24 protein-coding genes, 1 tRNA gene and 1 pseudogene are annotated in these 22,873 nt (G+C 60.4%); 12 read left to right on the forward strand and 14 right to left on the reverse strand.

The window, feature by feature from the left end; translation table 11 throughout:
• Positions 1–157: 157 nt before the first annotated feature.
• Both ACMA5I_RS07420 and ACMA5I_RS07425 read right to left on the reverse strand, forming a co-directional pair.
• Positions 158–1,417 carry a three-Cys-motif partner protein TcmP gene (locus tag ACMA5I_RS07420; RefSeq protein WP_525885599.1) on the reverse strand — a complete coding sequence of 420 codons (1,260 nt, stop codon included), beginning with the start codon at positions 1,415–1,417 and terminating at the stop codon, positions 158–160.
• Between the two features lie 71 nt (positions 1,418–1,488).
• Positions 1,489–2,265 (reverse strand): DUF5131 family protein, encoded by a 777-nt coding sequence (locus tag ACMA5I_RS07425; protein ID WP_525885600.1) that lies wholly within the window; start codon positions 2,263–2,265, stop codon positions 1,489–1,491.
• Positions 2,266–2,849: 584 nt separating this feature from the next.
• Here ACMA5I_RS07425 and ACMA5I_RS07430 point away from each other — a divergent pair.
• Both ACMA5I_RS07430 and ACMA5I_RS07435 read left to right on the forward strand, forming a co-directional pair.
• Positions 2,850–3,179 carry a hypothetical protein gene (locus ACMA5I_RS07430; protein WP_525885601.1) on the forward strand — a complete coding sequence of 110 codons (330 nt, stop codon included), beginning with the start codon at positions 2,850–2,852 and terminating at the stop codon, positions 3,177–3,179.
• 59 nt (positions 3,180–3,238) lie between these two features.
• Positions 3,239–4,174: pseudogene (locus ACMA5I_RS07435) on the forward strand (recombinase family protein); the annotation flags it as partial.
• Between the two features lie 544 nt (positions 4,175–4,718).
• Here the strand turns inward: ACMA5I_RS07435 and ACMA5I_RS07440 are convergent.
• The 4 genes from ACMA5I_RS07440 to ACMA5I_RS07455 form a co-directional block, all read right to left on the reverse strand.
• Positions 4,719–4,795 (reverse strand) — tRNA-Arg (locus tag ACMA5I_RS07440).
• A 57-nt stretch (positions 4,796–4,852) separates the two neighbouring features.
• A complete protein-coding gene (locus ACMA5I_RS07445; RefSeq protein ID WP_525885602.1) occupies positions 4,853–6,256 on the reverse strand; it encodes a sensor histidine kinase in 1,404 nt (467 codons plus the stop codon).
• A gap of 81 nt (positions 6,257–6,337) precedes the next feature.
• Positions 6,338–7,747: a dihydrolipoyl dehydrogenase family protein gene (locus ACMA5I_RS07450; RefSeq protein ID WP_525885603.1), complete on the reverse strand. Its 1,410-nt coding sequence runs from the start codon at positions 7,745–7,747 to the stop codon at positions 6,338–6,340.
• A complete protein-coding gene (locus ACMA5I_RS07455) occupies positions 7,747–8,451 on the reverse strand; it encodes a TVP38/TMEM64 family protein (protein WP_525885604.1) in 705 nt (234 codons plus the stop codon). Before ACMA5I_RS07455 ends, ACMA5I_RS07450 begins: the two co-directional genes overlap by 1 nt.
• Before the next feature lie 201 nt (positions 8,452–8,652).
• Here ACMA5I_RS07455 and rpmH point away from each other — a divergent pair, with 201 nt between their 5' ends.
• The 10 genes from rpmH (at position 8,653) to ACMA5I_RS07505 (ending at position 15,596) form a co-directional block, all read left to right on the forward strand.
• A complete protein-coding gene (rpmH, locus tag ACMA5I_RS07460) occupies positions 8,653–8,787 on the forward strand; it encodes a 50S ribosomal protein L34 (protein WP_525885670.1) in 135 nt (44 codons plus the stop codon).
• Between the two features lie 17 nt (positions 8,788–8,804).
• Positions 8,805–9,140, forward strand: a complete 336-nt coding sequence (rnpA, locus tag ACMA5I_RS07465) for a ribonuclease P protein component (RefSeq protein ID WP_525885605.1) — start codon at positions 8,805–8,807, stop codon at positions 9,138–9,140.
• On the forward strand, positions 9,137–9,391 hold the full coding sequence (yidD, locus tag ACMA5I_RS07470) for a membrane protein insertion efficiency factor YidD (RefSeq protein ID WP_525885606.1): 255 nt from the start codon (positions 9,137–9,139) through the stop codon (positions 9,389–9,391). Before rnpA ends, yidD begins: the two co-directional genes overlap by 4 nt.
• The gene (ttcA, locus tag ACMA5I_RS07475; RefSeq protein ID WP_525885607.1) at positions 9,381–10,241 is read left to right on the forward strand and encodes a tRNA 2-thiocytidine(32) synthetase TtcA; all 861 of its coding nucleotides are present in this window, start codon (positions 9,381–9,383) and stop codon (positions 10,239–10,241) included. The genes yidD and ttcA overlap by 11 nt, the downstream gene beginning before the upstream one ends.
• A 76-nt stretch (positions 10,242–10,317) precedes the next feature.
• The gene (gene yidC / locus ACMA5I_RS07480) at positions 10,318–12,123 is read left to right on the forward strand and encodes a membrane protein insertase YidC (RefSeq protein ID WP_525885608.1); all 1,806 of its coding nucleotides are present in this window, start codon (positions 10,318–10,320) and stop codon (positions 12,121–12,123) included.
• Complete coding sequence (locus ACMA5I_RS07485; RefSeq protein WP_525885609.1) at positions 12,123–12,845, forward strand: MOSC domain-containing protein; 723 nt, start codon at positions 12,123–12,125, stop codon at positions 12,843–12,845. Before yidC ends, ACMA5I_RS07485 begins: the two co-directional genes overlap by 1 nt.
• A 36-nt stretch (positions 12,846–12,881) precedes the next feature.
• Positions 12,882–13,520, forward strand: a complete 639-nt coding sequence (locus ACMA5I_RS07490) for a CatB-related O-acetyltransferase (RefSeq protein ID WP_525885610.1) — start codon at positions 12,882–12,884, stop codon at positions 13,518–13,520.
• Positions 13,521–13,600: 80 nt separating this feature from the next.
• Positions 13,601–14,248 carry a ribosome biogenesis GTP-binding protein YihA/YsxC gene (yihA, locus tag ACMA5I_RS07495; protein WP_525885611.1) on the forward strand — a complete coding sequence of 216 codons (648 nt, stop codon included), beginning with the start codon at positions 13,601–13,603 and terminating at the stop codon, positions 14,246–14,248.
• Positions 14,245–15,120: an acetylglutamate kinase gene (gene argB, locus ACMA5I_RS07500; protein ID WP_525885612.1), complete on the forward strand. Its 876-nt coding sequence runs from the start codon at positions 14,245–14,247 to the stop codon at positions 15,118–15,120. Before yihA ends, argB begins: the two co-directional genes overlap by 4 nt.
• The gene (locus ACMA5I_RS07505; protein WP_525885613.1) at positions 15,117–15,596 is read left to right on the forward strand and encodes a SixA phosphatase family protein; all 480 of its coding nucleotides are present in this window, start codon (positions 15,117–15,119) and stop codon (positions 15,594–15,596) included. Before argB ends, ACMA5I_RS07505 begins: the two co-directional genes overlap by 4 nt.
• Here the strand turns inward: ACMA5I_RS07505 and ACMA5I_RS07510 are convergent.
• The 8 genes from ACMA5I_RS07510 to crcB all read right to left on the reverse strand — a co-directional run bounded on the left by ACMA5I_RS07510 (position 15,593) and on the right by crcB (position 22,856).
• A complete protein-coding gene (locus ACMA5I_RS07510) occupies positions 15,593–16,360 on the reverse strand; it encodes an amino acid ABC transporter ATP-binding protein (protein WP_525885614.1) in 768 nt (255 codons plus the stop codon). The genes ACMA5I_RS07505 and ACMA5I_RS07510 overlap by 4 nt on opposite strands.
• A 9-nt stretch (positions 16,361–16,369) precedes the next feature.
• The gene (locus ACMA5I_RS07515; RefSeq protein WP_525885615.1) at positions 16,370–17,668 is read right to left on the reverse strand and encodes an amino acid ABC transporter permease; all 1,299 of its coding nucleotides are present in this window, start codon (positions 17,666–17,668) and stop codon (positions 16,370–16,372) included.
• Entirely contained in the window at positions 17,669–18,838 is a 1,170-nt protein-coding gene (locus ACMA5I_RS07520) for an amino acid ABC transporter permease (protein ID WP_525885671.1), read from the reverse strand.
• 79 nt (positions 18,839–18,917) lie between these two features.
• Positions 18,918–19,934 carry an amino acid ABC transporter substrate-binding protein gene (locus ACMA5I_RS07525; protein WP_525885616.1) on the reverse strand — a complete coding sequence of 339 codons (1,017 nt, stop codon included), beginning with the start codon at positions 19,932–19,934 and terminating at the stop codon, positions 18,918–18,920.
• 150 nt (positions 19,935–20,084) lie between these two features.
• Positions 20,085–20,795 (reverse strand): ATP12 family chaperone protein, encoded by a 711-nt coding sequence (locus tag ACMA5I_RS07530; RefSeq protein WP_525885617.1) that lies wholly within the window; start codon positions 20,793–20,795, stop codon positions 20,085–20,087.
• Entirely contained in the window at positions 20,792–21,451 is a 660-nt protein-coding gene (locus ACMA5I_RS07535; protein ID WP_525885618.1) for an HAD-IA family hydrolase, read from the reverse strand. The genes ACMA5I_RS07530 and ACMA5I_RS07535 overlap by 4 nt, the downstream gene beginning before the upstream one ends.
• Complete coding sequence (locus tag ACMA5I_RS07540; RefSeq protein ID WP_525885619.1) at positions 21,448–22,479, reverse strand: RluA family pseudouridine synthase; 1,032 nt, start codon at positions 22,477–22,479, stop codon at positions 21,448–21,450. The genes ACMA5I_RS07535 and ACMA5I_RS07540 overlap by 4 nt, the downstream gene beginning before the upstream one ends.
• Positions 22,476–22,856, reverse strand: coding sequence for a fluoride efflux transporter CrcB (gene crcB / locus ACMA5I_RS07545; RefSeq protein ID WP_525885620.1), 381 nt, complete (start codon positions 22,854–22,856; stop codon positions 22,476–22,478). Before crcB ends, ACMA5I_RS07540 begins: the two co-directional genes overlap by 4 nt.
• Positions 22,857–22,873: the final 17 nt, after the last annotated feature.

Raw genomic sequence — 22,873 nt, forward strand, 5'->3', positions numbered from 1 at the left:
TGCAGCTGGCCAATACGACGTTTCATATCCGTCGAGAAGTCGATCTTAATGAACATCTGGAACCGTCATCAGATATCTCTTCCACCACAAAATAAGCGGTCATTGCCCCCTTCAATCGCAGCTGTGCGCCGTCGCCATAAAAACCACTCGGGCTTTGCTACGAAAACTTTGTGAAAAGGAGACGTTGCGACGGGCGAACAAGCATATCCGACACTTTGATCATCGTACTCGCTTTTTTTCGACCGCCTCCCTTTTTCTCAATTTCCAGCTCACCTTCCGCAGCAAACTTTTGCAAGACGCGAAAGATCATCTCATTTTGGGCGGCCGTCAGATTGCCGATCTGAGACAATAGGTCCTCAACCATCAACACATTATTGCTCATGCTGTCCATCACCCTGCTAGGCAACTCGTTCTCCAGCTCCATGATGAGTTTTGCTTCGTCGTCATCTCGAAATGAAAACAGGGAGTCTTTGCTTTCGACAAGCCGGTGATCAAAACCAATCTCAAAGAGACTACCTTTCCCTATGTGTTTAAAATGGTTCTGCTGGTCCCAATGCACCGAGAGCATCTTGTCCCGCGCCGCCTGATGTTTCGAAAGATGGGCTAGCAACATCCAGCGCTTATCTGTCTTCGAATACATCATGAAAGGTGTAAAAAAATGAGCTCCGCTGTTTTTGCCAAGTGTCTCCATAATTGCTCGCTGCGCGGTGGCACGCCCAAAGCTCTCGTCATCCTTCAGTTCGTGCCAAGTTTTGACAAAGTCGTTGGTCACGCCAAACTGTCGCAAACTATCTAGCCCGCCTCCATCTGTCCGCAGATAATTCAATAAAGCATCAATGGAGAAAGTCAGAATGGCCTCAGGCTTATCCAACGTGGAGAATATCTGTCGCAAACAATGCACTGGAACATCCACGTAGCCCCATTGATCGAGGACAAAGAAACTCCGTCCATGGCGTTGACGCTTCTTGATATCAGTGAGCACTTTGGGCAACAGTTGTTCAAACGCGCCCGTCTGAAGTATGATTGTGTCGTCCAGTTGCCGCTCAAATTCACTTTTGACGAGTTGCTCGCGCAGTGCTGCCATGTGCAGTTTATTAGCATCGCTGAAATAGAATCGTGCGGCGATCTCCAAAGGCTTACGGCGCCTCGCATTTACTCGAGACTTAGCCTTCTTTACCGCGTCGAGCAGCACAAAGGGGCTCCCGTGGCGCGTTTCATCGCCTTTCTGGTAAAGCCCGCCACCACAAAACCCATCAACAATTGTGATCCGTAGAGTATCCATGTGAGGGTTGGCCGTGACCGTATCGAAGTAAACATCGAGATATTGCTCAATAACCTCGAGCTTTCGCTCCGTGTGCGCTTCAATACCGGGAAGCTGCTCACCTACTTTCCAATTGAAGTTCTGCTTCTTCCCCATCTTATCCAGTCACATAAATTTCGTTGAACAAGACTGATTAGTATTGGTGAAAACGCAAGCTGAAACCAGACTCAAGGTTGAAATTCTTCGGGCATCTCATCCCAAGTTTGACCGCGATAATCGCGACCATTCAGCTTTTTAGAGCGTTTCCTATTATCTTTACCCCAAGTTCCCCATTGTTTGAAAAAGAACGCGGTTCCATGCAATCGACAGACATTGTGAATTTCATCGATCCACTCCTCTTTGATCGGTCGGGCACTTCGACCACTTTCGCCGCCAACAATAGCCCAGTCGATATCTTTCAGATCAATTTGACCAACACTGTCAATCAATGGCTCGAACGAGATAAACCGGATGCTAGCCGGCACTCGCCGCAGCTCATCGATGCGGTGGACAACCTCATGTCCCTCCACACTGGTACCCAGCCAAACATTGCCCAAAGGGTCAGGGCAGATGTCACGCAAAATCTCTGCCATTCGACTCGGCCTCTTGGTCAAAATCTGATAATTGTGACGTGGCGTATCTGACATCACCCGCCAAACTTCTGCGACAAATGCCTTCGATACGTCTGGATGAAAGAGGTCGCTCATGGAATTTACGAATATCTTCCGCGGCTTTCTCCATCTTCTTGGAATTTCAAGAGAGGTGTGATCTTCGCGCACAACGCCATTCCAGATCGTGCGCTTACCAGATTTTCGGGTGAGGCCCTGGTATTTTTTGACGCCCATGGCCTCCAAGCGCTTTGCCATATTCATCGCATAGCAATTGGTGCATCCGGCGGACATGATCGTGCACCCGGCAACCGGGTTCCAAGTAGCATCCGTCCATTCGATTTGCGTCTCGGCCATTCAACTTCTTTCATCAACGCTCGGATCTTCTTGCAACTACTAACTCTGGCAAAGCAGTGAGGCAATATATATGAAGGACGCGGTCTTTCCTGGCGTTTGCACTGGGCTTTGTTGACGGTGTGGATGCGCCCTCCAGATAATGTCGTCATGGGCCAATTTGACGTGTTGAACCAGCAAAGAGCCAGAGTATCAATTCAGTCGAGAAGGCGGTGCAAGACGCCTGAGGTTTAGGCGAACAGGTCCGCTTGAACGAACAGAGAAACGCTCCGCTGCGTTGCAATGAATGACCGCTTCCCGACCTTCAAAACCATCGAGTCCGCAAAGGTGAGAACCGCTGCGATAGCTGAGGTCTTCGCGGTTCTCGCCTTCGCTCCCATGAATGTGCAGACATTCTAAGTAAGTTGGCCTAACTTTAACGGACCCGCTAACGTAAGGGTTCGCCAAGCCTCTATGCCATATACAACCTGTGCGTTCTTAATAAGAACAGCCGGCAGAGTTGCTAAGATTTTACCGGCAATGTTGCGAGAATACGCAGCCCCCGTCCTGACTCCCAAGAAAAACATCAAGAAAAGAAAGGACACACCATGAAAGATAGAGGGAAAACAAGAACCGAACTGAAAGACCTGAGCACGCTCGGGCCGCCAAGATCACTCGCTGATCGCCTGCTGGAAGACTACGGGGCTGAGCTGGAAGGCGAAGGTCTCTCCGAAGACCAGCAAAAAGAATGCCTGCTTGCCCTGTGGCAGGTGATGGTCGCGTTTGTCGATCTGGGGTTCAGCATCAAGTCTGGGGATAAGCTATTCCCCGAAAGTGACGTGGGCTTCGATGATGTGCTAAACTACTTCTGCCTTGAAGACCCGACGCGTGAAACAGTCGCATCCCCTGAAAATCAAAAACAAGAGGAACGACCATGAGCGCAGAAAACCCATGAGATACCGCAGCAAAAACTAAGAAGGCCGTCATCTATTGCCGCGTGTCTTCAGCCAAACAGAAGAAAGTCGGTGACGGCCTCGCCTCGCAGGAATCTCGCTGCCGCGAATTCGCCCGCTACAAGGGGCTGGAAGTTGTCGAGATATTTCACGATGACGCCTCGGGCGGACTGATCGACCGTCCCGGCATTCAGGCAATGCTGCGTTTTGTGCGGAAGCATAAGAAAGACCCGCACGCAGTCATCATTGATGATGTCTCCCGCCTTGCACGGGGCCTTGATGCGCACCTTGCGCTGCGCTCGGCCATTTCGGATGCAGGTGGATTGCTGCAAAGTCCTTCCATTGAGTTTGGCGAAGATTCCGACTCAATTCTGGTCGAAAACATGCTCGCGTCCGTCTCGCAGCATCAGCGTCAGAAGAACGCCGAACAAACCAACAACCGGATGCGCGCGCGCGTGATGAACGGGTATTGCGTGCTTTCCCGCCCGCCGAAGGGATTCCGCTATCAGCAGACGCCCGGACACAGAAAGCTGCTGGTGCGCGATGAGCCGATTGCCTCGATCTTGCAGGAAGCGCTTGAAGGATATGCCACAGGCCGTTTCCAGACACAGGTGGAAGTGAAGCGCTTTCTTGAAAGCCAGCCGGACTATCCCAAAGACCTGCCCACCGGAGAAATCCGTAACCAGCGAATCTTCGATATCCTGACACAGCCGCTCTATGCCGGGTATGTCGAAGCGCCGAGTTGGAACGTCTCCTTGCGTAAAGGCCACCATGAGGGCCTGATCACATTTGAGACCTTCCAGCGCATTCAGGATCGGCTGAGCGGTACGGCCAAGGCTCCCGCGCGCAAAGATATCAGCGAAGATTTTCCGCTGCGCGGCTTTGTCCTCTGCGCGGACTGCGAAACGCCCATGACAGCTTGCTGGTCGAAATCCAAGACAGGCGACAAACACCCGTACTACATGTGCAAGAAGAAGGGCTGCGAAAGTTACCGGAAATCAATCAGGCGTACCGATCTTGAAAGAGACTTCGAGACTTTGTTGAAAGGTATGCAGCCTTCCCAGGGTCTCTTCGAGACAGCGCGCAAGATATTCCTGAACCTGTGGGACACTCGCTTGGCCAAGGCGGAAGAACATGCGCAGACTTACGGTCGCAAGTCAGCCGCCGTCCAAAAACAGATCGACACGCTGCTTGACCGGATTGTCGAGTCGGAAAATTCTTCCGTGATCGCGGCCTATGAAGCCCGGATTGCGAAGCTAGAACGCGAAAAACTGATGCTGGAAGAAAAGGCCAGTACAACCTCTGCGCCTCGCTATGCCCGGGAAGAGTTGTTCGAACTCGCCTTCGAATTTCTATCAAGCCCTTATGATATATACAAAAAAGGCTCTCTTTCAGTGAAGAGAACGGCCCTCAGACTGGCCTTTCGGGAGCCTGTTTCCTACTGCCGGAACACGGGTGTTCGAACCCCGGAATTATCATTTCCGTTCAGGGTCTTAGAGGGGCTTTCAAGGGGTGATTTTGAAATGGCGCACCGGGGAGGATTCGAACCCCCGACCCCCAGATTCGTAGTCTGGTGCTCTATCCAGCTGAGCTACCGGTGCAGTGCGGGCGGGTATAGTCTTGGGTTGCGGCGGGCGCAAGCGTGAATTGCGAAAAAATCAGCAGCAGTCGGGATTTTTCGGTAGGCGGATTTCGAAGACCGTGCCTTCGGGGCCGCTGGAGGCGATCCGCATCTGCCCGCCATGCATGGAGACCAACTCGGCAGCGATCGCAAGGCCAAGCCCCGTGCCGCCCTTGCGGCCGCTTTTGCCGAAGGCCTCGAACACCGCGTTTTGCAGCTCTTGCGGCAGACCCGGCCCGGTGTCGCTCACGGTGATCCGGCTCTCCATGCGGCCCTCCACCTCGACCGCTTCGGCGGCGACACGCACCTCGCCGGTCTTGCCGCTGCCCTCAATGGCCTGCGCGGCGTTACGGGTCAGGTTGCTGAGAACGCGGAACATTTTGTCCCGGTCCGCGTGAATCATGCAGCCTTCGTTGATGTCGCTATGCATGGTCACGCGGCGCTCGTCGATTTCGAGTGCGACCTCTTCGAGCACTTCATCGGTGAGGGTGTCGAGCCGGATATTCTCACATTCGGCGGGCGATTCCTGCGCCCTGCCATAGGTCAGCGTATGGGTGCAGAGCGTCACCGCACGGCTGAGCGCGCGAGTCATTTTGGGCGCGATGCGGGCCACCGCCGGGTCGTTGCTGCTCTCCAAATGGTCTGCGAAAAGCTGGGTAGTAGCCAGCATGTTGCGCAAATCATGGCTGATCCGGGCCACGGCGCCGCCGAGCGCGGCAAGGCGTTCTTTCTGACGCAGCGCACCCTGCACCTGCCCCTCCATCGTCTGAAGCGCCTGTTCTGCCTCGCGAATCTCGTAGAGATTGGACGCCGGCGCGATCAGACTGTCAGGCTTGTCGGGTGCGGTCTGGAAGCGCTGCATATGGCTGACGAGCCGCTTGATCGGCCCGACCATGAGGTAGCGAACGGCGAAGAAGAGCAGCGCCGCCGTGATCAGCGAGATGATGAGCGACACCCAAAGGACACTGAGGCTGTAGGCGATCATGGCTTGACGCAGCGGCCCCTCGACCAGCGTCACCTCGATCTCCGTGCCGCCCGCATTCACCGGGCGCCCGATGACGCGGATCACACGGTCCTGCTGGATGAAGAGAACGCGCATCGAGTCGACCATCTCTTCGATGGGTCGGCTCATCCGCAGATCGAAACTTTCGTCGATCACATGGGTCTGGTTGTTGGTCAGCACCAGCTCGCGCCGGGAGTTGCGGCGCAGCACAATGTTGAGAACCCCGGCGGTGCTGAGAAGCTCGGATTCCAGCACCGGATCAATCATTTCCGTGTCCGCCGCAAGAAGCGCGAGCGAGGCGATTTGCGCCCGTTCCAGCCGCCCTTGCAGATATTCCACGCGCATATTCGACACCGACGGCACGAAAATGAGCACTTCGGCCAGCAGCACGAAGAGCATGGAAAGCAACAGGAAACGGCGCGACAAGGTATTGAACATTCCTACTCCGGGTGGATCACAGATCCGTGACCAAATCCACCTCGCCTCAACCTAAATCCATTCATAAAGTGACACAATGTCTCATAGCTTTTTAATTAAATTTATACACATCTTCAAAAACTGATTGTCAAACAAGCGCTTGGCGAAATAGCTGCCGCTCGCCGCCTTGCTGACTTCGCCGCGGGTCGGATAGGGCAGCACCATGCCGGAGATGGCGCTGAGCTTCAGCCCTTTCGACATGGCGAGCGCCCAGGGGCTGATCATTTCGCCCGCGCCCTCCCCGACGATTGTGACACCCACCGGCTTGCCGCCCTTCACCATCAGCTTGAGAAAGCCCGCGGTTTCACCATCGGCGCGCGCGCGGTCATTGTCGCCGAGCGGGCTCTGGATGATCTCGATCTTGTCGCCATGCTCGGCCTTCGCCTCAGCTTCGGTGAGGCCGATCTGAGCGAGCTCCGGTGCGGTGTAGGTCACGCGTGGGATGCAATCCTCGCGCCGCGTCACCGGCAGGCGCAGCGCCGCGTTGCGCACGACCAGCCCCGCCTCATAGCCTGCCATATGGGTAAATTGCAGCCCGCCGGTCACGTCGCCAATTGCGTAAATCCGGCGGTTACGCGTCTTGAGGCCGGGCGTGACACGCACGGCGCCGTGCACCACTTCCACGCCCGCCGCATCAAGATTGAGCTTCTCGATATTCGGCGTCCGGCCCGTGGCCACCAGAAGATGCGAGCCGGAAATCACTTCGTTCTCCAGCGCGACCTGAATCTGCCCATTCTCCTCGGAAACCGATTTGGCGGGCTTATCCTCGTGGATCACGACACCTTCCGCGCGAAGCTGCGCCGTCACCAGCGCCGCCGCATCCGCATCATCGCGGCCAAGCGCCTTGGCCGCCTCGATCACCGTGACCTGCGCGCCAAGGCGGCGGAAGGCTTGCGCCAGTTCCAACCCAATCGGCCCGCCGCCAAGCACCAACAGATGTTCCGGCAATTCCTCAATGTCGAAAATCGTCTCATTGGTCAGATAGCGGGCCTCACTAAGCCCCGGCACCGGCGGCACCGATGCGCGCGCACCCGTCGCGATCACGAACCGCCGCGCAGTGATGCGGTGGCTCTCCGTCTCCACCGTCTCCGGCCCGGTGAAGGTCGCCCATTCGCGGATCACCTTCACGCCCAGGCCTTCAAATCGTTCCTGACTGTCATGGGGCGCAATGCTCGCAATCACATCGCGAATATGGGTCTGAATCGCGGGCCAGTCGATCTGCGGCTCCTGCGGCACAACACCGGGCACCGCAGGGCGGCGCTGCGCTTCGGCGGCATGGGCCGCGGCGATTAGCGATTTCGACGGCACGCAGCCGGTGTTGAGACAATCGCCACCCATCTCGCCCGCCTCGATCAACACCGTGTCGAGACCAAGCTGCGCCGCGCCGGAAGCCACGGACAGCCCCGCCGAACCAGCTCCAATGACACAAAGGTCGCAACTGATCTCGTTCATCATAAAGCTCCTTTCGGGCGAATGGCGCGGATGAGGATCGGCAACGCCGCCAGCGCGCAGAGCCCCAGAAGCGGCAACAGCACCGGCGGCGAGAAGATCACGCCCAGATCCGGTTTTTCACCGCGCGCGAAGAGATCCGCAAGCCCGGCCCCCACGGAAGCATAGACCGCCGTGCCGGGGATGATGCCGAGAAATGTCGTCCAGACGTAGTGACGTAACGGCACTCCGAGAAATGCGGGGGCGATATTGGCCACGACGAAGGGAATCACCGGCATCAGGCGCATGAGCAAAAGCGCGCTGATCTGGTTCTGCTTGAGCGCGGCGCCGAGTCGCGCCACCGCGCCCTCGCCCGTGTTGATCCGCGCGGCCAGCGCTTCGCCGAATCCGTAGCGCACGGCGAGAAAGATCAGCGTCGCGCCGGTTGTGGCCGCGAGCACAATGGCCATGGTCGCGACGAGCGTGCCGAAAAGGAGCCCCCCGGTCAGCGTCATGATCAGCCCACCAGGCAGCGAAAAGGCGACCACGGCGACATAGGCCAGCATGTAAAGACCGAGGGCGAGCGCGTAATTTTCATCGCGCCAGGCAATAAGCCGGTCATGATTCGCCTCAAGGGCGGAAAGGGTCAGGGAATCGCGAAAAAAGATCGCCGCGAGAAGCGCGACCGCGGCAATCACAGCAACGGGGATCAGGCGTTTCATATTCATAGCGCTTTGTCACATGGACATGGCCGGACGTGAATGCTATTTCACCCTCCAAACGCGGATGTGAGGCGAAAAAACCTCTGCGGCGGTCATTGACCGTTTCTCCGCCAGCCTTTATAAGGCGCTTTCTGAATTTTAAAGGCTTTGAGGGGTGTCCGCGCCCGGCGAGGCCGCCCAGCGGAAACGCACCCGAGGAGACGAGACATGAAACGCACTTATCAGCCGAGCAACCTTGTTCGCAAACGCCGCCACGGCTTCCGTGCGCGCATGGCCACCAAGAATGGCCGTCAGATTCTGAACCGCCGCCGTGCGCGCGGTCGCAAGAATCTCTCGGCATAAGACCGGGGGCGGCGCCCATGGCTGCGCCTGACATTCTTAAAAAGCGGCAGGATTTTCTCGCCGCCGCGCGGGCACGCAAACAAGGCGCGCCCGCTTTTCTGTTGCAGGCCCGCGAAACCGGCGGGCCGATGCGCGTCGGGTTTACCTGTTCCAAAAAAGTCGGCAACGCCGTTGCGCGCAACCGGGCGAAGCGCCGTCTGCGGGCCATTGCCCGCGAGGTTTTGCCGACAAAGGGCCGCACCGGGTGGGATTATGTCTTGATCGGCAAAGCGGGCGACACGGCCCAGCGCCCTTACGAAAAACTAAAGCGAGACCTTGAGCGCGCACTTGAACGTATCCACGCAAAGCCATGACACCGCTGCAAAATATCGCCGCCGCGCCGATCCGCGCTTACCGGCTGATCTTCAGCCCGCGCATCGGCTATGGCTGCCGTTTTCAGCCGACCTGCTCGGCTTACGGGCTGGAGGCAATTGAGGCTCACGGCGCATTCAAAGGCTGGCTTTTGACTCTGCGGCGCATCGCGCGCTGTCACCCCTTGGGCGGCTCTGGCTTCGATCCGGTCCCTGGCCCCAAGGCGCAGAAGGAGGATCCCCATGCTCGATAACGCCCTGCCCCCGATCCTCGCCAATGCGCCGAGCACGACCGCCTTTGCCAAACTGCGCAAACGGATCATCCGCGAGACGCGCAGCGCCATCGACACCTATGCGATGGTCGAGCCGGACGCGAAATGGCTCGTCTGCCTCTCCGGCGGCAAGGACAGCTACACGCTCCTCGCCGCGCTGACCGAACTCAAATGGCGCGGACTGTTGCCGGTCGAACTCCTCGCCTGCAATCTCGATCAGGGACAACCGGGCTTCCCGGCCACGGTCCTGCCCAAATTCCTCGACGAGATGCAGATACCCCACCGCATCGAGTATCGCGACACCTATTCCGTTGTCGTCGATAAAGTCCCGCAAGGCCGCACCTATTGCGCGCTCTGCTCGCGGCTCCGGCGCGGCAATCTCTACCGCATCGCGCGGGAAGAAGGCTGCACGGCGGTCGTTCTCGGCCACCACCGGGACGACATTCTAGAGACGTTTTTCATGAACCTCTTCCATGGCGGGCGCTTGGCAACAATGCCGCCCAAGCTCTTGAATGAAGACGGGGATTTGCATGTCCTCCGCCCCCTCGCCTTCCTCGCCGAAGCCGATTGCGAGAAATTCGCGCGGGATATGAGTTACCCCATCATCCCCTGCGATCTCTGCGGCTCTCAGGACGGCTTGCAGCGCCAGCAGGTCAAGCAAATCCTCGACGGGTGGGAAGCCAGCGCTCCGGGCCGCCGCCAGATCATGTTCCGCGCGCTGATGAACAGCAATCCGAGCCATCTTTGCGATCCGTCCCTCTTCGACTTCGCCGGCCTGATGCGCAGCGCCAGCCCCGAGCCGGGCACCAACACGCCGCCAGACCTGTCCTGAAAGGCGCGAAACCGAGATTCCGGTTGACCTTCGGGGCGCGTCCCTGTTCAAACGCCGCAAACCCATGGAGCGGTGAATGGATAACGACGACAGCAACAAGAATCTCTTTCTGGCGATCGCGCTGAGTTTGGCCGTCATCATCGGCTGGCAGATTTTCTTCCCGGCCCCCGAGCCGGCCACCCAGCCTGACAGCCCTGCAACCGAGCAATCGGCCGACACCAGCGCCGCCGCGCCCAATGTGGCCGGAGCCCCCGCGGCGACGGCGCCAGTCGCGCAGAATCAGACCGTGGACGAGGCCCTCGGCACGACCGAGCGGGTCGAGATCGACACACCCCGCCTCACCGGCTCGCTCTCGCTGCGCGGTGGCCGGATCGATGATCTGGCGCTCAAAGATTACCGCGAAACGGTGAACCCCAGCTCGCCGCTCGTGCGCCTGCTCTCGCCCGTTGGCAGCCCGGTCCCCTACTACGCCCTCCATGGCTGGACCCCCGCTGGCGGCGGCCTGACTTATGAGAACGTCCCGACCGCGCAGACCGACTGGTCACTGGTTGAGGGCAGCACGCTCTCCGTCGGCAGCCCCGTGACGCTCGAATGGGACAATGGCGCGGGCCTCATTTTCCGCAAGACGATCTCGGTCGATGAAAACTACCTCTTCACCGTCGAGCAATCCGTCGAGAACACCACCGGCGAGCAAGTCAGCCTCGCGCCCTACGGCACCATCGCCCGCCATGGCGAGCCGGACACGCAAGGCTTCTACCTTCTCCATGAGGGCGTGATCGCCGCCGAAGACGGTGTGGTTGAAGAAATCAACTATGACGACATGCCGGACTTCGACACCGACCCGCGCGAGCAGGCCGCTGTTGAGGCAACAGCCGTGCAGGAAAACGGCTGGATCGGCTTTACAGACAAATACTGGATGACCACGCTCGTCCCGCAGCCGGGTCAAGCCTTCACCGCCGTGGCGAAATACACCCCCGGCTCGGACACCTATCAGACCGATAGCCGCCTTCCGGTGGTCAATGTCGCCGCGGGTGACACGGCGGTCTCCACCACGCATCTCTTTGCCGGAGCGAAAGAATGGGCCGCGATCCGCAATTACGAGCGTGAAAACGGCTTCGTCGATTACGTCAACTCGATCGACTGGGGCTGGTTCTGGTTCTTCACCAAACCGATCTTCCGCCTGCTCCACAGCATTAACGAAGTCATCGGCAATATGGGCTGGTCGATCATCGCGCTGACCTTCATCCTCAAGGCCATCGTGTTCCCGCTCTCGCGCAAATCCTATGTCTCCATGGCCCGGATGAAGGAGCTCCAGCCCGAGCTGGAGAAAATCAAGGAACGCGCCGGCGACGACCGCATGAAAATGCAGCAGGAGATGATGGCACTCTACCGCGAGAAAAAGGTCAATCCGGCGGCGGGCTGTCTGCCCATGCTGATCCAGATCCCGATCTTCTTCTCGCTCTATAAGGTGCTGTTCGTGACCATTGAGATGCGCCACGCGCCCTTCATCGGCTGGATTCGCGACCTCTCCGCGCCGGACCCGTCCTCGGTGCTGAACCTCTTTGGCCTGCTCCCCTGGGCACCTCCGCCGGCAACCTCGCTGCTCGCCTTCATCTCGCTTGGCGTGTTCCCGATCCTGATGGGCGTGACCATGTGGCTCCAGCAAAAGCTGAATCCGGCCCCCACGGACAAGACGCAGGCGACCATCTTCAACTGGATGCCGGTGATCTTCACCTTCATGCTGGGGCGCTTCGCGGTTGGCCTCGTCATCTACTGGACGGCGAACAACGTGATCACCTTTCTCCAGCAATATTTCATCATGCGCAGCCACGGCTATAAGCCCGACATCTGGGGCAATATTCGCGGCAAGGGCAAAACCTGATGAAGGTCGCCCAAATCTGGCGGCACCCAATCAAAGCGGTGGGGGCGGAGCAATCCGCCTCCGCCGTTTTCCGTTCCGGGGTCGGGATGGAGGGCGACCGTGTCTGGGCGCTCACTCATGAGAAGAGCAAATATGACGGCTCCGAATGGGCGATCTGCATGAATTTCCTGCGCGGCGCCTCCTGTCCGCAGCTCATGGCGGTCACGGCGGAAACAGTCGCGGGCGGCTTGCGTCTCTCGCATCCGGCGCAAGGCGAAATCACCTTAGATCCGGCGGGCAACACATCGGCCTTCCTCGACTGGGTCCGCCCGCTCGTCGCGCCCCGCGAGCCCGTTGCGCTCATGCCCGCACCCGGCCGCGCCCTGACTGACAGCCATATCGCAAACATCACCATCGGCAATCTCGCCAGCCTCGACGCGCTGTCCGAACGGGTTGGACAGCCGCTCGACCGTCGCCGCTTCCGCGCGAATATCTGGATCGAGGGCGCAGAGGCATGGAGCGAATACGGCTGGGCGGGCCGCGACGCCACCCTCGGCGCCGCCAAGCTCCGCATCTACGAGCCCGTCAGCCGCTGCCGCGCCACCGAAGCGAACCCCGAGACCGGGGAGCGCGATGCCGACACCCTCGGCGCTTTGGCGCAAAACGACCAACAATTCTGCATGAAAGCCGAGATCCTTGAGGACGGCGAGGTCCGGCTCGGCGACCATCTGGCGCTGCTCTGAAATAGCCCCTAACATGGGCCGCAAAAGAGGTCGCCCATGATCCCCGATCCAACTGCAAAAGACCCGCTGCCCGGCCACCCGCGCGTCGCCTATATCGCGCCGCTGGCCGAGGGCCGCACCAATGTCACGGTCGGCCCCTACAGCTATTATGACGACCCGGACGGTCCGGAACAGTTCTTCACCCGCAACGTGCTGCACCATTACGATTTTCTGGGCGACAATCTCCATATCGGTCCCTTCTGCGCCATCGCGGCGGGCGCGCGGATCATCATGAACGGCGCGACACATGCGCTTGGCGGCTTCTCCACTTTCCCCTTCAACATTTTCGGCGGAGAGTGGGCGGACGGCTTCGACCCCGCCTCCCTCTCCCCCGGCTTCAAAGGCGACACGGTGATCGGCCCGGATGTCTGGATCGGCACCGACGCCATGATCCTGCCCGGCACGCGCATCGGCGCAGGCGCGATCATCGGCGCGCGGGCGGTCGTCTCCGGTGAGGTCCGCCCCTACTCCGTCACCATCGGCAACCCGGCCAAGGAAGCCAAACGTCGCTTCGACGATGCGACCGTAGATGCCCTGATGGAGATCGCCTGGTGGGACTGGCCCATCGAGAAGATCACCGGCAACCTCGATGCCATCCGCGGCGCGGACCTCGCCAAACTGCGCGCCGCCGCATAATCCGCGCCAAACGCATCCCCTTCCCTCTGGCCTCCGCCCGCGCTTGCCCTTACTCTGCGCCGCAATCAAGGAGCCGCGACATGATGCAATTCACCCTCACGCCCGAGCAGGACCCGGCGCTTCTCGAAGCGGGCCGGAAGCTCTTCGCTGGCTCGTCGGACTTCCTCAAAGGCGTCGTCGCGATGGACGGCCTGCCCCCGGCGGACCGGCTGGAGGTCTGTTTCGCGGGCCGCTCCAATGTCGGCAAATCGACCCTGATCAACGCGATCACGGGCCGCAAGGCGCTCGCCCGCGCCTCCAACACACCGGGCCGGACGCAGGAGATCAACTATTTCACGCTTGGCGACGCGCTCTATCTGGTGGACCTTCCCGGCTATGGCTACGCCGAAGCGCCAATCGATGTAGTCGCCCGATGGCAAGAACTTCTGAAAGCCTATCTCGCGGGCCGCGCCACGCTCCGCCGGGTCTTCATGCTGATCGACGCGCGGCATGGCGCGAAAAAGGTCGATGAGGAGATCATGCAACTCCTCTCCACCTCCGCCGTGACCTTTCAGGTCGTGCTGACCAAATGCGACAAGCCGAAAAAGGGCCAGCTCGACAAGATTATCGACGGGCTGAACACCGTCCTCAAAAAATACCCCTCCGCCTATCCTGAGATCATCGCGACCTCGTCGGAAAAGGGCGACGGGCTGGACATTCTACGGGCAGAAATCGCGGGGCTATTGTGAGTGATAAAGTGATCCATCAGACACGGGACTGGCTGGCAACGGCGCGCACGCTGTCCGAGGCGCTGCCCTTTCTGCAACGCTATGACGGCGCGACCGTCGTGATCAAACTCGGCGGTCACGCGATGAGCGACGGCGAGGCAATGGCGCAATTCGCGCGCGACGTGGTGCTGATGCGCCAGTGCAACCTGAGGCCCGTCATCGTCCATGGCGGCGGCCCGCAGATCAACGCCATGCTGGAGCGGCTCGCCATCGAAAGCCGGTTCGAAAAGGGCAAGCGCGTCACCGATGAGGCCACGGTCGAAGTCGTTGAAATGGTCCTCTCGGGCCGCATCAACAAGCAGATCGTGCAGGCCATCTCTGATCAGGGCGGCAAGGCGGTTGGCCTCTCGGGCAAGGATGCGGGCATGATCATCTGCACCCCGGACGACCCCGTCCTCGGCTTTGTCGGCCGCCCCGAAGAGGTGAACCCAGCGCTCCTCGAAAGCCTCACCGAAGCGGGCTTTATCCCCGTCATCGCCCCCATCGGCATGGGCCGCGACGGCGAGACTTTCAACATCAATGGCGACACAGCCGCAGGCGCGATTGCGGGCGCGCTCAAAGCCGACCGCCTGCTCCTGCTCACCGATGTGGCGGGCGTCAAAGACGGCGCGGGCGATATCATCACCGCCCTGACCCCGGAACGCGTCGATGCCCTGACCACTGAAGGCGTCATCGCGGGCGGCATGATCCCGAAAACGCAAACGGCCCTCGACGCCATTTCCGATGGGGTGCGCGCGGTCGTCATCCTCGACGGGCGCGTCCCCCATGCCTGCCTGTTGGAGCTGTTCACCGAACACGGCGCGGGCACCCTGATCCGCCGCGAGGTGACATGAAACGCCTGATCCTCATGCGTCACGCCAAGTCCGACTGGTCTGCCGGCCTTGAGGATCATGAGCGCCCGCTCAACCCGCGCGGCCGCGAAGCCGCCCCGCGCATGGCCGCATGGCTCAAAGCGGAAGGGCTAATCCCCGATGCCGCACTAATCTCCGACAGCGAGCGCACCACGGAAACCTTCGCCCGGATGCAGCCCGAACTTGGCGCAATCCCCGTCACCAAAGACGCGACCCTCTATCTCGCCAGCCCCGACCAGATGCTCCAAACGATCCAAACACGCGGAACCGGAGACACCCTCCTCATCGTCGCCCACCAACCCGGCACCGGCCTGCTCGCACACCGCCTCGACAGCGACGCGCCCGAGGACATCCCCACAGCGGCGGTTCTGGTGTTCGACCATGACGGCGAATGGCAGGGCCTCAGCCGCGCCACCCTCACCCACTACCAAACGCCGAAAAAACTCCCGAAGACTTAATGCCCCAAAATCTGGCTCAGGAAGAGCTGGGTCCGTTCGTTCTGCGGATTGTTGAAGAAGGCTTCCGGCTCGTTCTGCTCGACGATCTGGCCCTGATCCATAAAGATCACACGGTCCGCGACCTGCCGCGCGAAGCCCATTTCGTGGGTCACGCAGAGCATGGTCATGCCCTCTTCGGCAAGCTCGACCATGGTGTCGAGAACCTCCTTGATCATCTCGGGGTCGAGCGCGGAGGTCGGCTCGTCAAAGAGCATGATTTTCGGGCGCATACACAGGCTGCGGGCAATCGCCACGCGCTGCTGCTGACCGCCGGAGAGCTGGCCGGGATATTTATGCGCCTGATCCGGGATCTTCACCTTGGTCAGGTAATGCATCGCCAGTTCTTCGGCATCCTTCTTGGCCATCTTGCGGACCCAGATCGGCGCGAGGGTGCAGTTCTCCATGATCGTCAGATGCGGGAAGAGGTTGAAATGCTGGAAACACATCCCGACCTCTGAGCGCACCTTCTCGATGTTCTTGAGATCGTCGGTCAGCTCCACACCGTCCACGATGATCTGGCCGGATTGATGCTCTTCGAGCCGGTTGATACAGCGGATCAGCGTCGATTTGCCGGAGCCGGACGGGCCGGCAATCACGATCCGCTCGCCCTCGCGCACCTTCAGATCAATGTCGCGCAGGACGTGGAATTCGCCATACCATTTGTTCATGTCATTGATTTCAATGACAACCTTATCGCTCATCTGAGAGGCGGCTTGTGCACTCATGACGGGGTCCTACTCATGTTCATGCTGGAGACGGCGCTCCAGATATTGAGAATATTTCGACATCGGATAGCAGCACAGGAAAAAGATGAGCGCGACGAAGCCGTAAAGCTCCCAATAGACGCCCAGCCATTCCGCGCTAGCTAGAATCGGGCCGCGGACAAAGCCGATCGGGTCGAACATCGAGATGATCGAGACCAGCGTGGTGTCCTTGAAGAGGCCGATAAACACATTGACGATGCCGGGGATCGAAATTTTCAGCGCCTGCGGCAGCACGATATGGCGCATCTTCTGCCAGTAGCTGAGGCCGAGACTGTCGGCGCCCTCATACTGCCCTTTCGGGATCGCCGCGAGCCCGCCGCGCACCACTTCGGCGATATAGGCGGAGGCAAAGAGCGTCGCCATGATGATGACGCGCAAGATCAGGTCGAACTGCGTGCCGGGCGGCAGGAAATAGGCCAGCACGACATTGGCGAAGAACAGCAGCGTGATCAGCGGGACGCCCCGGATGATCTCGATGAAGCCGACGCAGATAATGCGGATGATCGGCAAATGCGACTGGCGGCCAAGCGCCAGCAGGATGCCGAGCGGCAAGGACAGCGAGATCGAGGAAATGCCCAGCACGAAGGTCAGGGTAAACCCGCCAATCTGGCGCGACTGATGCGGCGGCAGGTCCAGCGGCAGGATGATTTCCAGCATCCCCAGAAGGGGCGCATGCAGGAAGAAGATCGAGATCGGGATGAAAATCAGCAACGTGCTGATCACGCCGAAGACCGGGAAGCCGAGGCGCTGGAACATGTAGTAATGCAGGTAGCTCGCGAAGGTCAGCAGGCCGAAAGCGACCGGCACCGCGAAGTCCCCGCCCCAGATCAGCCACCAGGCGATGAGCGGATAAATCAGGGTAAAATAGAGGAATTTGCGCGAGACGGAGCCAAAGAGCAGCGGCGCCAGCGCGGGCACCAGAAGCAGCACGGCGAGGATGGGCCGCCAGATCTGGTCCAGCGGGATCGAGCCGAAAAAGAGCTGCCGCCAGCGGTCCTTGATCACCGCGAAACAGGCGCCGTCGCCCTTCTCGCGGCACTCGCTGAGGCTCGCGGCGTTCCATGTGGAATCGAGGAACCACGGCGCGATTTTCCAGACGAACCACGCGATGAAGCCAAGGCTCAGCACCGTCAGCAAAATGTTGAACCAGCCCGAGAACAAATTCGCCCGAAGCCATGTCACCGCCCCGCCCTCGTGGACGGGGGGCGGCCTTTCGCCGAGCATTTCGCTGCGCACCCAAGCGGTGGTCTGGCTTTGCGTATCGCTCATTTACCGCTCCTTGATCTGCGCGCGCCGGTTATACCAGTTGCCGAATGCCGAAATGATCAGCGAGCAGGTCAGGTAGAACGCCATGAGGAGCAGGATACACTCCAGCGCCCGGCCGGTTTGGTTCAGGGTGATCCCCGCCAGCGTCGCGGTCACATCCGAATAGGAGATCGCGATGGCGAGGGAGGAGTTTTTCGTCAGGTTCAGATAATGCGAAATCAGCGGCGGGATAATGACCCGCAGCGCCTGTGGCAGGATCACGAGGTTCATGATCCGCCCCGGTTTGAGACCCAAGGCGGCGGCGGCTTCCGTCTGGCCTTTGTTGACCGAGAGGATCCCGGCCCGCACGTTTTCCGCAATGAACGCAGAGGTATAGAGCGTCAGCCCGAGCCAGAGCGCCACGAAAGGTGTGCCGATCTTGAGCCCGCCCCGGAAGTTGAACCCGCCAAGTTCCGGGATGTCCCAACTCACCGGCTTGCCCAGCATGTAAAACGCGGCAACGCTCGGCAGGATCAAAAGCGCCAGAGAGACCCAGCCGACCGGGAAGGTCGCGCCGGTCGCCTCTTGGCGTTTGCGCGCCCAGATCCGCGTCGCGATGATCGCGGCGATGGAGAGCAGGAACACCGCAAGCAGCATTCCCGCGCCCTCGCCCCAAACGGGTTTCGGCGTGTAGACGCCGCGATTGGTGACGGCGACCGTGTTCCACAGCGCCATGGAGGCCTCGCCATCTTCGCGGAAGGCGCGCGGCGCGGGTGCGCTGATGGTCAGCACGGCCCCGGAAATCAGGATCCAGATGAGCAGCGGCACATTGCGGAAAATCTCGACATAAACCGCCGTGATCCGCGCGATCAGCCAGTTGGTCGAGAGGCGCATGACCCCGAGCGTGATCCCCAGAAAGGTCGCCGCGAGACAGCCCAGAAACGCGACCAGCAGCGTGTTGAGGATTCCCACCAGTGCCGCGCGAGCGTGGGTATCGTCCGGCGTGTAGGGGATCAGCGTCTGGTCAATCGCATAGCCGGCACGGCGGCCCAGAAAGTCGAAATTGAAGTCCTGCCCCGCCGCGGCGAGGTTGCGATAGGCGTTCCAGCCCAGCCACCCCATGAAGGCGACAAAGGCGCATAAAGCAATAAATTGAATGGTATAGCCGCGATACTTCGCATCGCGAAGCAGCATCGACATGCGAAATGGTTTGGACGTAGCCGACATAAACCCCCAAGAGTAAGGGGCGGCCCGAAGGCCACCCCGAACGATCTTAACGGAACGGCGGCGAATACATCAACCCGCCCTGAGTCCACTGCGCATTGAGGCCGCGCGGCAGCCCGACGGTGGTTTTCTCGCCCACATAACGCTCGAAAATCTCACCGTAATTTCCGCCAGCGCCAATCGCTTTGACGGCCCAGTCGTTCTCCAGCCCCAGCATGGTGCCGAGATCGCCTTCAACGCCGAGGAGCCGGTTGATCTCCGGGTTCTCCACACCTTCGGCCAGCTCGTTGACATTGGACGAAGTCACGCCATATTCCTCAGCCGCGATCAGCGCGTTGAGGGTCCAGCGCGCCACATCGGCCCACTGATCGTCGCCCTGCTGGACAACCGGCCCAAGCGGCTCTTTGGAAATGATTTCCGGCAGAATGATGTGATCGGTCGGCGTCTCGAAGGTCGCGCGGACCCCGGCCAGACCGGACGCATCGGTAGTGTAGCTGTCGCAAGCGCCCGCGAGATATTGCTGCTGCGCTTCGGCAAAGGTTTCCACCGGCACCGGCTCATAGGAAATGCCGTTTGTGTTGAAATAATCCTGCAGGTTCAACTCGGTGGTCGTGCCGGTCTGGATACAGATCGTCGCGCCGTCGAGTTCCTTGGCCGAGTTCACGCCAAGCTCACGCTTCACCATGAAGCCCTGCCCGTCGTAATAATTCACGCCGATAAAATCGAGCTTCAGCTCGCTGTCGCGCTGCACGGTCCAGGTGGTGTTGCGGGCCAGAACGTCGATCTCGCCCGATTGCAGGGCGGTCAGACGGTTCTTGGTGGTGAGCGGCGTGAACTCCACCGCCTGCGGGTCGCCCAGAACGGCGGCGGCCAGCGCACGGCAATAGGAGACGTCGATCCCCTCCCACTCGCTATTGGCGTTCTGCATCGAAAAGCCCAGAAGGCCCGTCGAAACACCACAGCGAAGCGTGCCGTTTTCCTTCACATTCTCAAGTGTCTGCGCCGATACTGCGCCCGCAACCGTGAACGCTGCGCCGCAGATCAGTGCGGTTGTTGTCTTCTTCATGATCTTCCCCGTTTTGCGCCGGTGATCCGGCTGTCTTCTGTCCACGCCCCCAAAGGTCGCGGCAACGGCTCTCAGTGTTGTCGTGAGAGGTCCAGATGACAAGGCAAAAAATTGCCGACTCTGGTTAATAATTTGAATTTTATGGATGATTTATGACGCGCGGGTCATCTTCAGGAAGCGATCGGCAGCAAAAAAGGACTCTTTCTTGGTGTTTTCAAGCGCTTTCGCTTCCGCGTCCTCGCCCCATTGCTCTTCCTGCCAATGCTCGTCGATGAGCGAGAGCGCCCAGGCGTCATCGGCCGTAATCTGCCCATGGGCGACCGCGAGACCCAGCACCGCCGAGCCCGACAGCATGATGAGATCATGCAGCGCCGTCAGTGCAAAATCGTCATGCTCGGCAATCGCCGCGCGGATCTGCTCAAGGCTCGTCGCGGGCTGTTTCGCGGGCATGATCCCGACCGTCGCCACCAGCGGCGCTTGCAGCGCCTCGCGCGCCCAGAGGAGCATCGGATCCCAGCCCGCTTCCTGCCGCTCAACCAGCCCTTCAGGGCTGTCCGCACGGTGGCAGAGCAGATCCGTTTCGCCATAACTCGCCAGCATGTCGATGACAGCGCCGCGCTGGACCGCCACCTTGTCGAGCGCCGAATTGGCCGCCCGCGTCACCGGCATCGCATCGGGCTGGATGACTTCGTCCACCGCGCGCCATTCCTCGGCCACGGCCTCCGCAAGCGCCTTGGTCGGCAGGATCAACGGCGCCTTGGAGGGTGTCTTGATCGCCCGCCCATCGAGCGCGACCGTGAAGCCATCCCCCTCCGGCACCACGCTGACCTCTTTCCAGAATTTCTTCGCCTGCCAGCTCACGCGCTCATCTCCTCGATCACCCGCAGCAGTTCAGGGAAATCATGCACATGGTGATCCGCCCCGAGCGCGCCCGCATCGTGATAACCCCAATCGACCGCAATCGTCCGATAGCCCGCGGCGCGGCCCATATCGATGTCGAAACTCGTATCGCCAATCATCACCGCCGTCTCCGCCGCGCAGCCGCTTTCGCGCACACAGGCGTCCAGCATAGACGGATGCGGCTTTGACGGATGCTCATCGGCGCTCTGGGTGGTGAAGAAATGCCGCCTCAAGTCAAACTTATCCAGCGCATGTTCTAGCCCGCGCCGCGCCTTGCCGGTCGCCACGCCAAGGATGATCTCATCGCGCGTCGAAAGCGCTTCTACCACCGCCATCGCGCCGTCAAACAGCTCGGATTGCTCCTTGCCCGCGGCCCGCTGTGTGATGAAGAAATCCGCGTAAGCCTCTGTGATTTCGTCGATTTTATCTGGCGTCTCGCTCGGAAACAGCGCCGCCACCGCATCGCGCAGCGACAGCCCGACAATCCCGAGCGTCGCCTCCCGCCCCGGATACGCCACGCCCAATTCCGCGCTGGCCGTTTCCATGGCGCGGACAATGGCCGCCTGACTGTCGATCAACGTGCCATCCATATCGAACACAACAAGTCGCGGGGTCATTCCATCTCCTCAAACGGATCGTCGGGGTGCTCGCGCTCGCTCCAGCCGAGAAATTCCCAAGTGCGTTTCATATGTTCCGGCAGGGGCGCGCTCACATTGATCCAGCCGCCCATCGTCGGGTGCGGGATCGAAATCGCGCGCGCGTGGAGATGCAGCTTGCGGCTGATCTCACCGCCGAGCTGCGCGCCCCAGCCATCGCCCTCATTGGTCTGACTGTTGCCGCCATATTTGCCATCGCCGACAATCGGCGTGCCAAGCTCCGCCATATGCGCGCGCAACTGGTGGGTTCGCCCCGTCACCGGCACCAGCGCCGCCCAAGAGGCCCGCGTGCCGAGTTTTTCCATCACATGATAATCGGTCGTCGCATGTTTCGCGCCGTCCTTCTCCTCGACATCATCGGGATGCAGCGCCAACATCTTCTCCGCCGAGCCGCCCCCTTTGACGAGGCCGAACCGCACGGTCCCGGTCAAGGGATGCGGAACCCCGGCGAGCGCGGCCCAATAGACTTTGCGGGTCTTGCGGGAATGAAAACTTTTCGCCAGCGCCGCCGCCGCCCGGCGATTGCGCGCCAGCACCAAGACGCCCGAGGTGTCCTTGTCGAGCCGGTGGACCAGCTTCGGCACCTCCTCGCCCTCCTTGACGAGCGCCGCCGCCAACGCGTCCACATGCCGCGTCGTCTTGGACCCGCCCTGCACCGCCAAACCCGCCGGTTTGTTGAGAATAATCACATCCTTGTCGCGGAAAATGACCGCATCGCGCATGAGCCGCGCATCCGCGTCGCTGATCTTCGGGGTCTCGGGTTTCGGCTTCGGCGCGTCTTCATCTGGAAGCGGCGGCACACGGACCACCTGCCCCTCTTCGAGCCGCGTCGCGGGCTTCACCCGCCCCTTGTCGACGCGCAGATCGCCCTTGCGGCACAGCTTCTCGATCCGCCCTTGCGTGAGTTGCGGGAAGCGATTGCGCAGCCAGCGATCCAGCCGCTGCTCCGCATCCTCATGCCCGATTGTGATATGCTGAACACCGCTCATGAGACCAAACTCCGCCCCAGCCAAAGACCAATAAAAAGAAGCGCGACCCCGGCGACCACGGACCCCGCCATGTAAAGCAGTGACAGACCGCTTTCGCCGCGCTCGATCAGCAGCGCGGCGTCGAGCGAGAAGGTCGAGAACGTGGTGAACCCGCCGAGGACGCCGGTGGTCGCGAAGGCCGCCCATTTCGGGTCCACCCGGTCGATCAGCGCCCCCGCCGCGAGCCCCATCAACAGCGAGCCGATGAGGTTCACGCTAAACGTGCCCCAAGGGAACCCCGTGCCGAAGGCGCGGGCCGCGAACTGGCCGACGAGATAGCGCAGCGCCGCACCCACGGCCCCGCCTGCGGCCACAAAAAAGAGGGTCATGCTCGACATGACCCCCGTTTCCTTGG

Origin of the sequence: Jujubicoccus corallicola (assembly GCF_047345645.1) — a bacterium.
In the GTDB taxonomy this organism is placed as follows: Bacteria; Pseudomonadota; Alphaproteobacteria; order Rhodobacterales; family Rhodobacteraceae; genus JBLEFH01.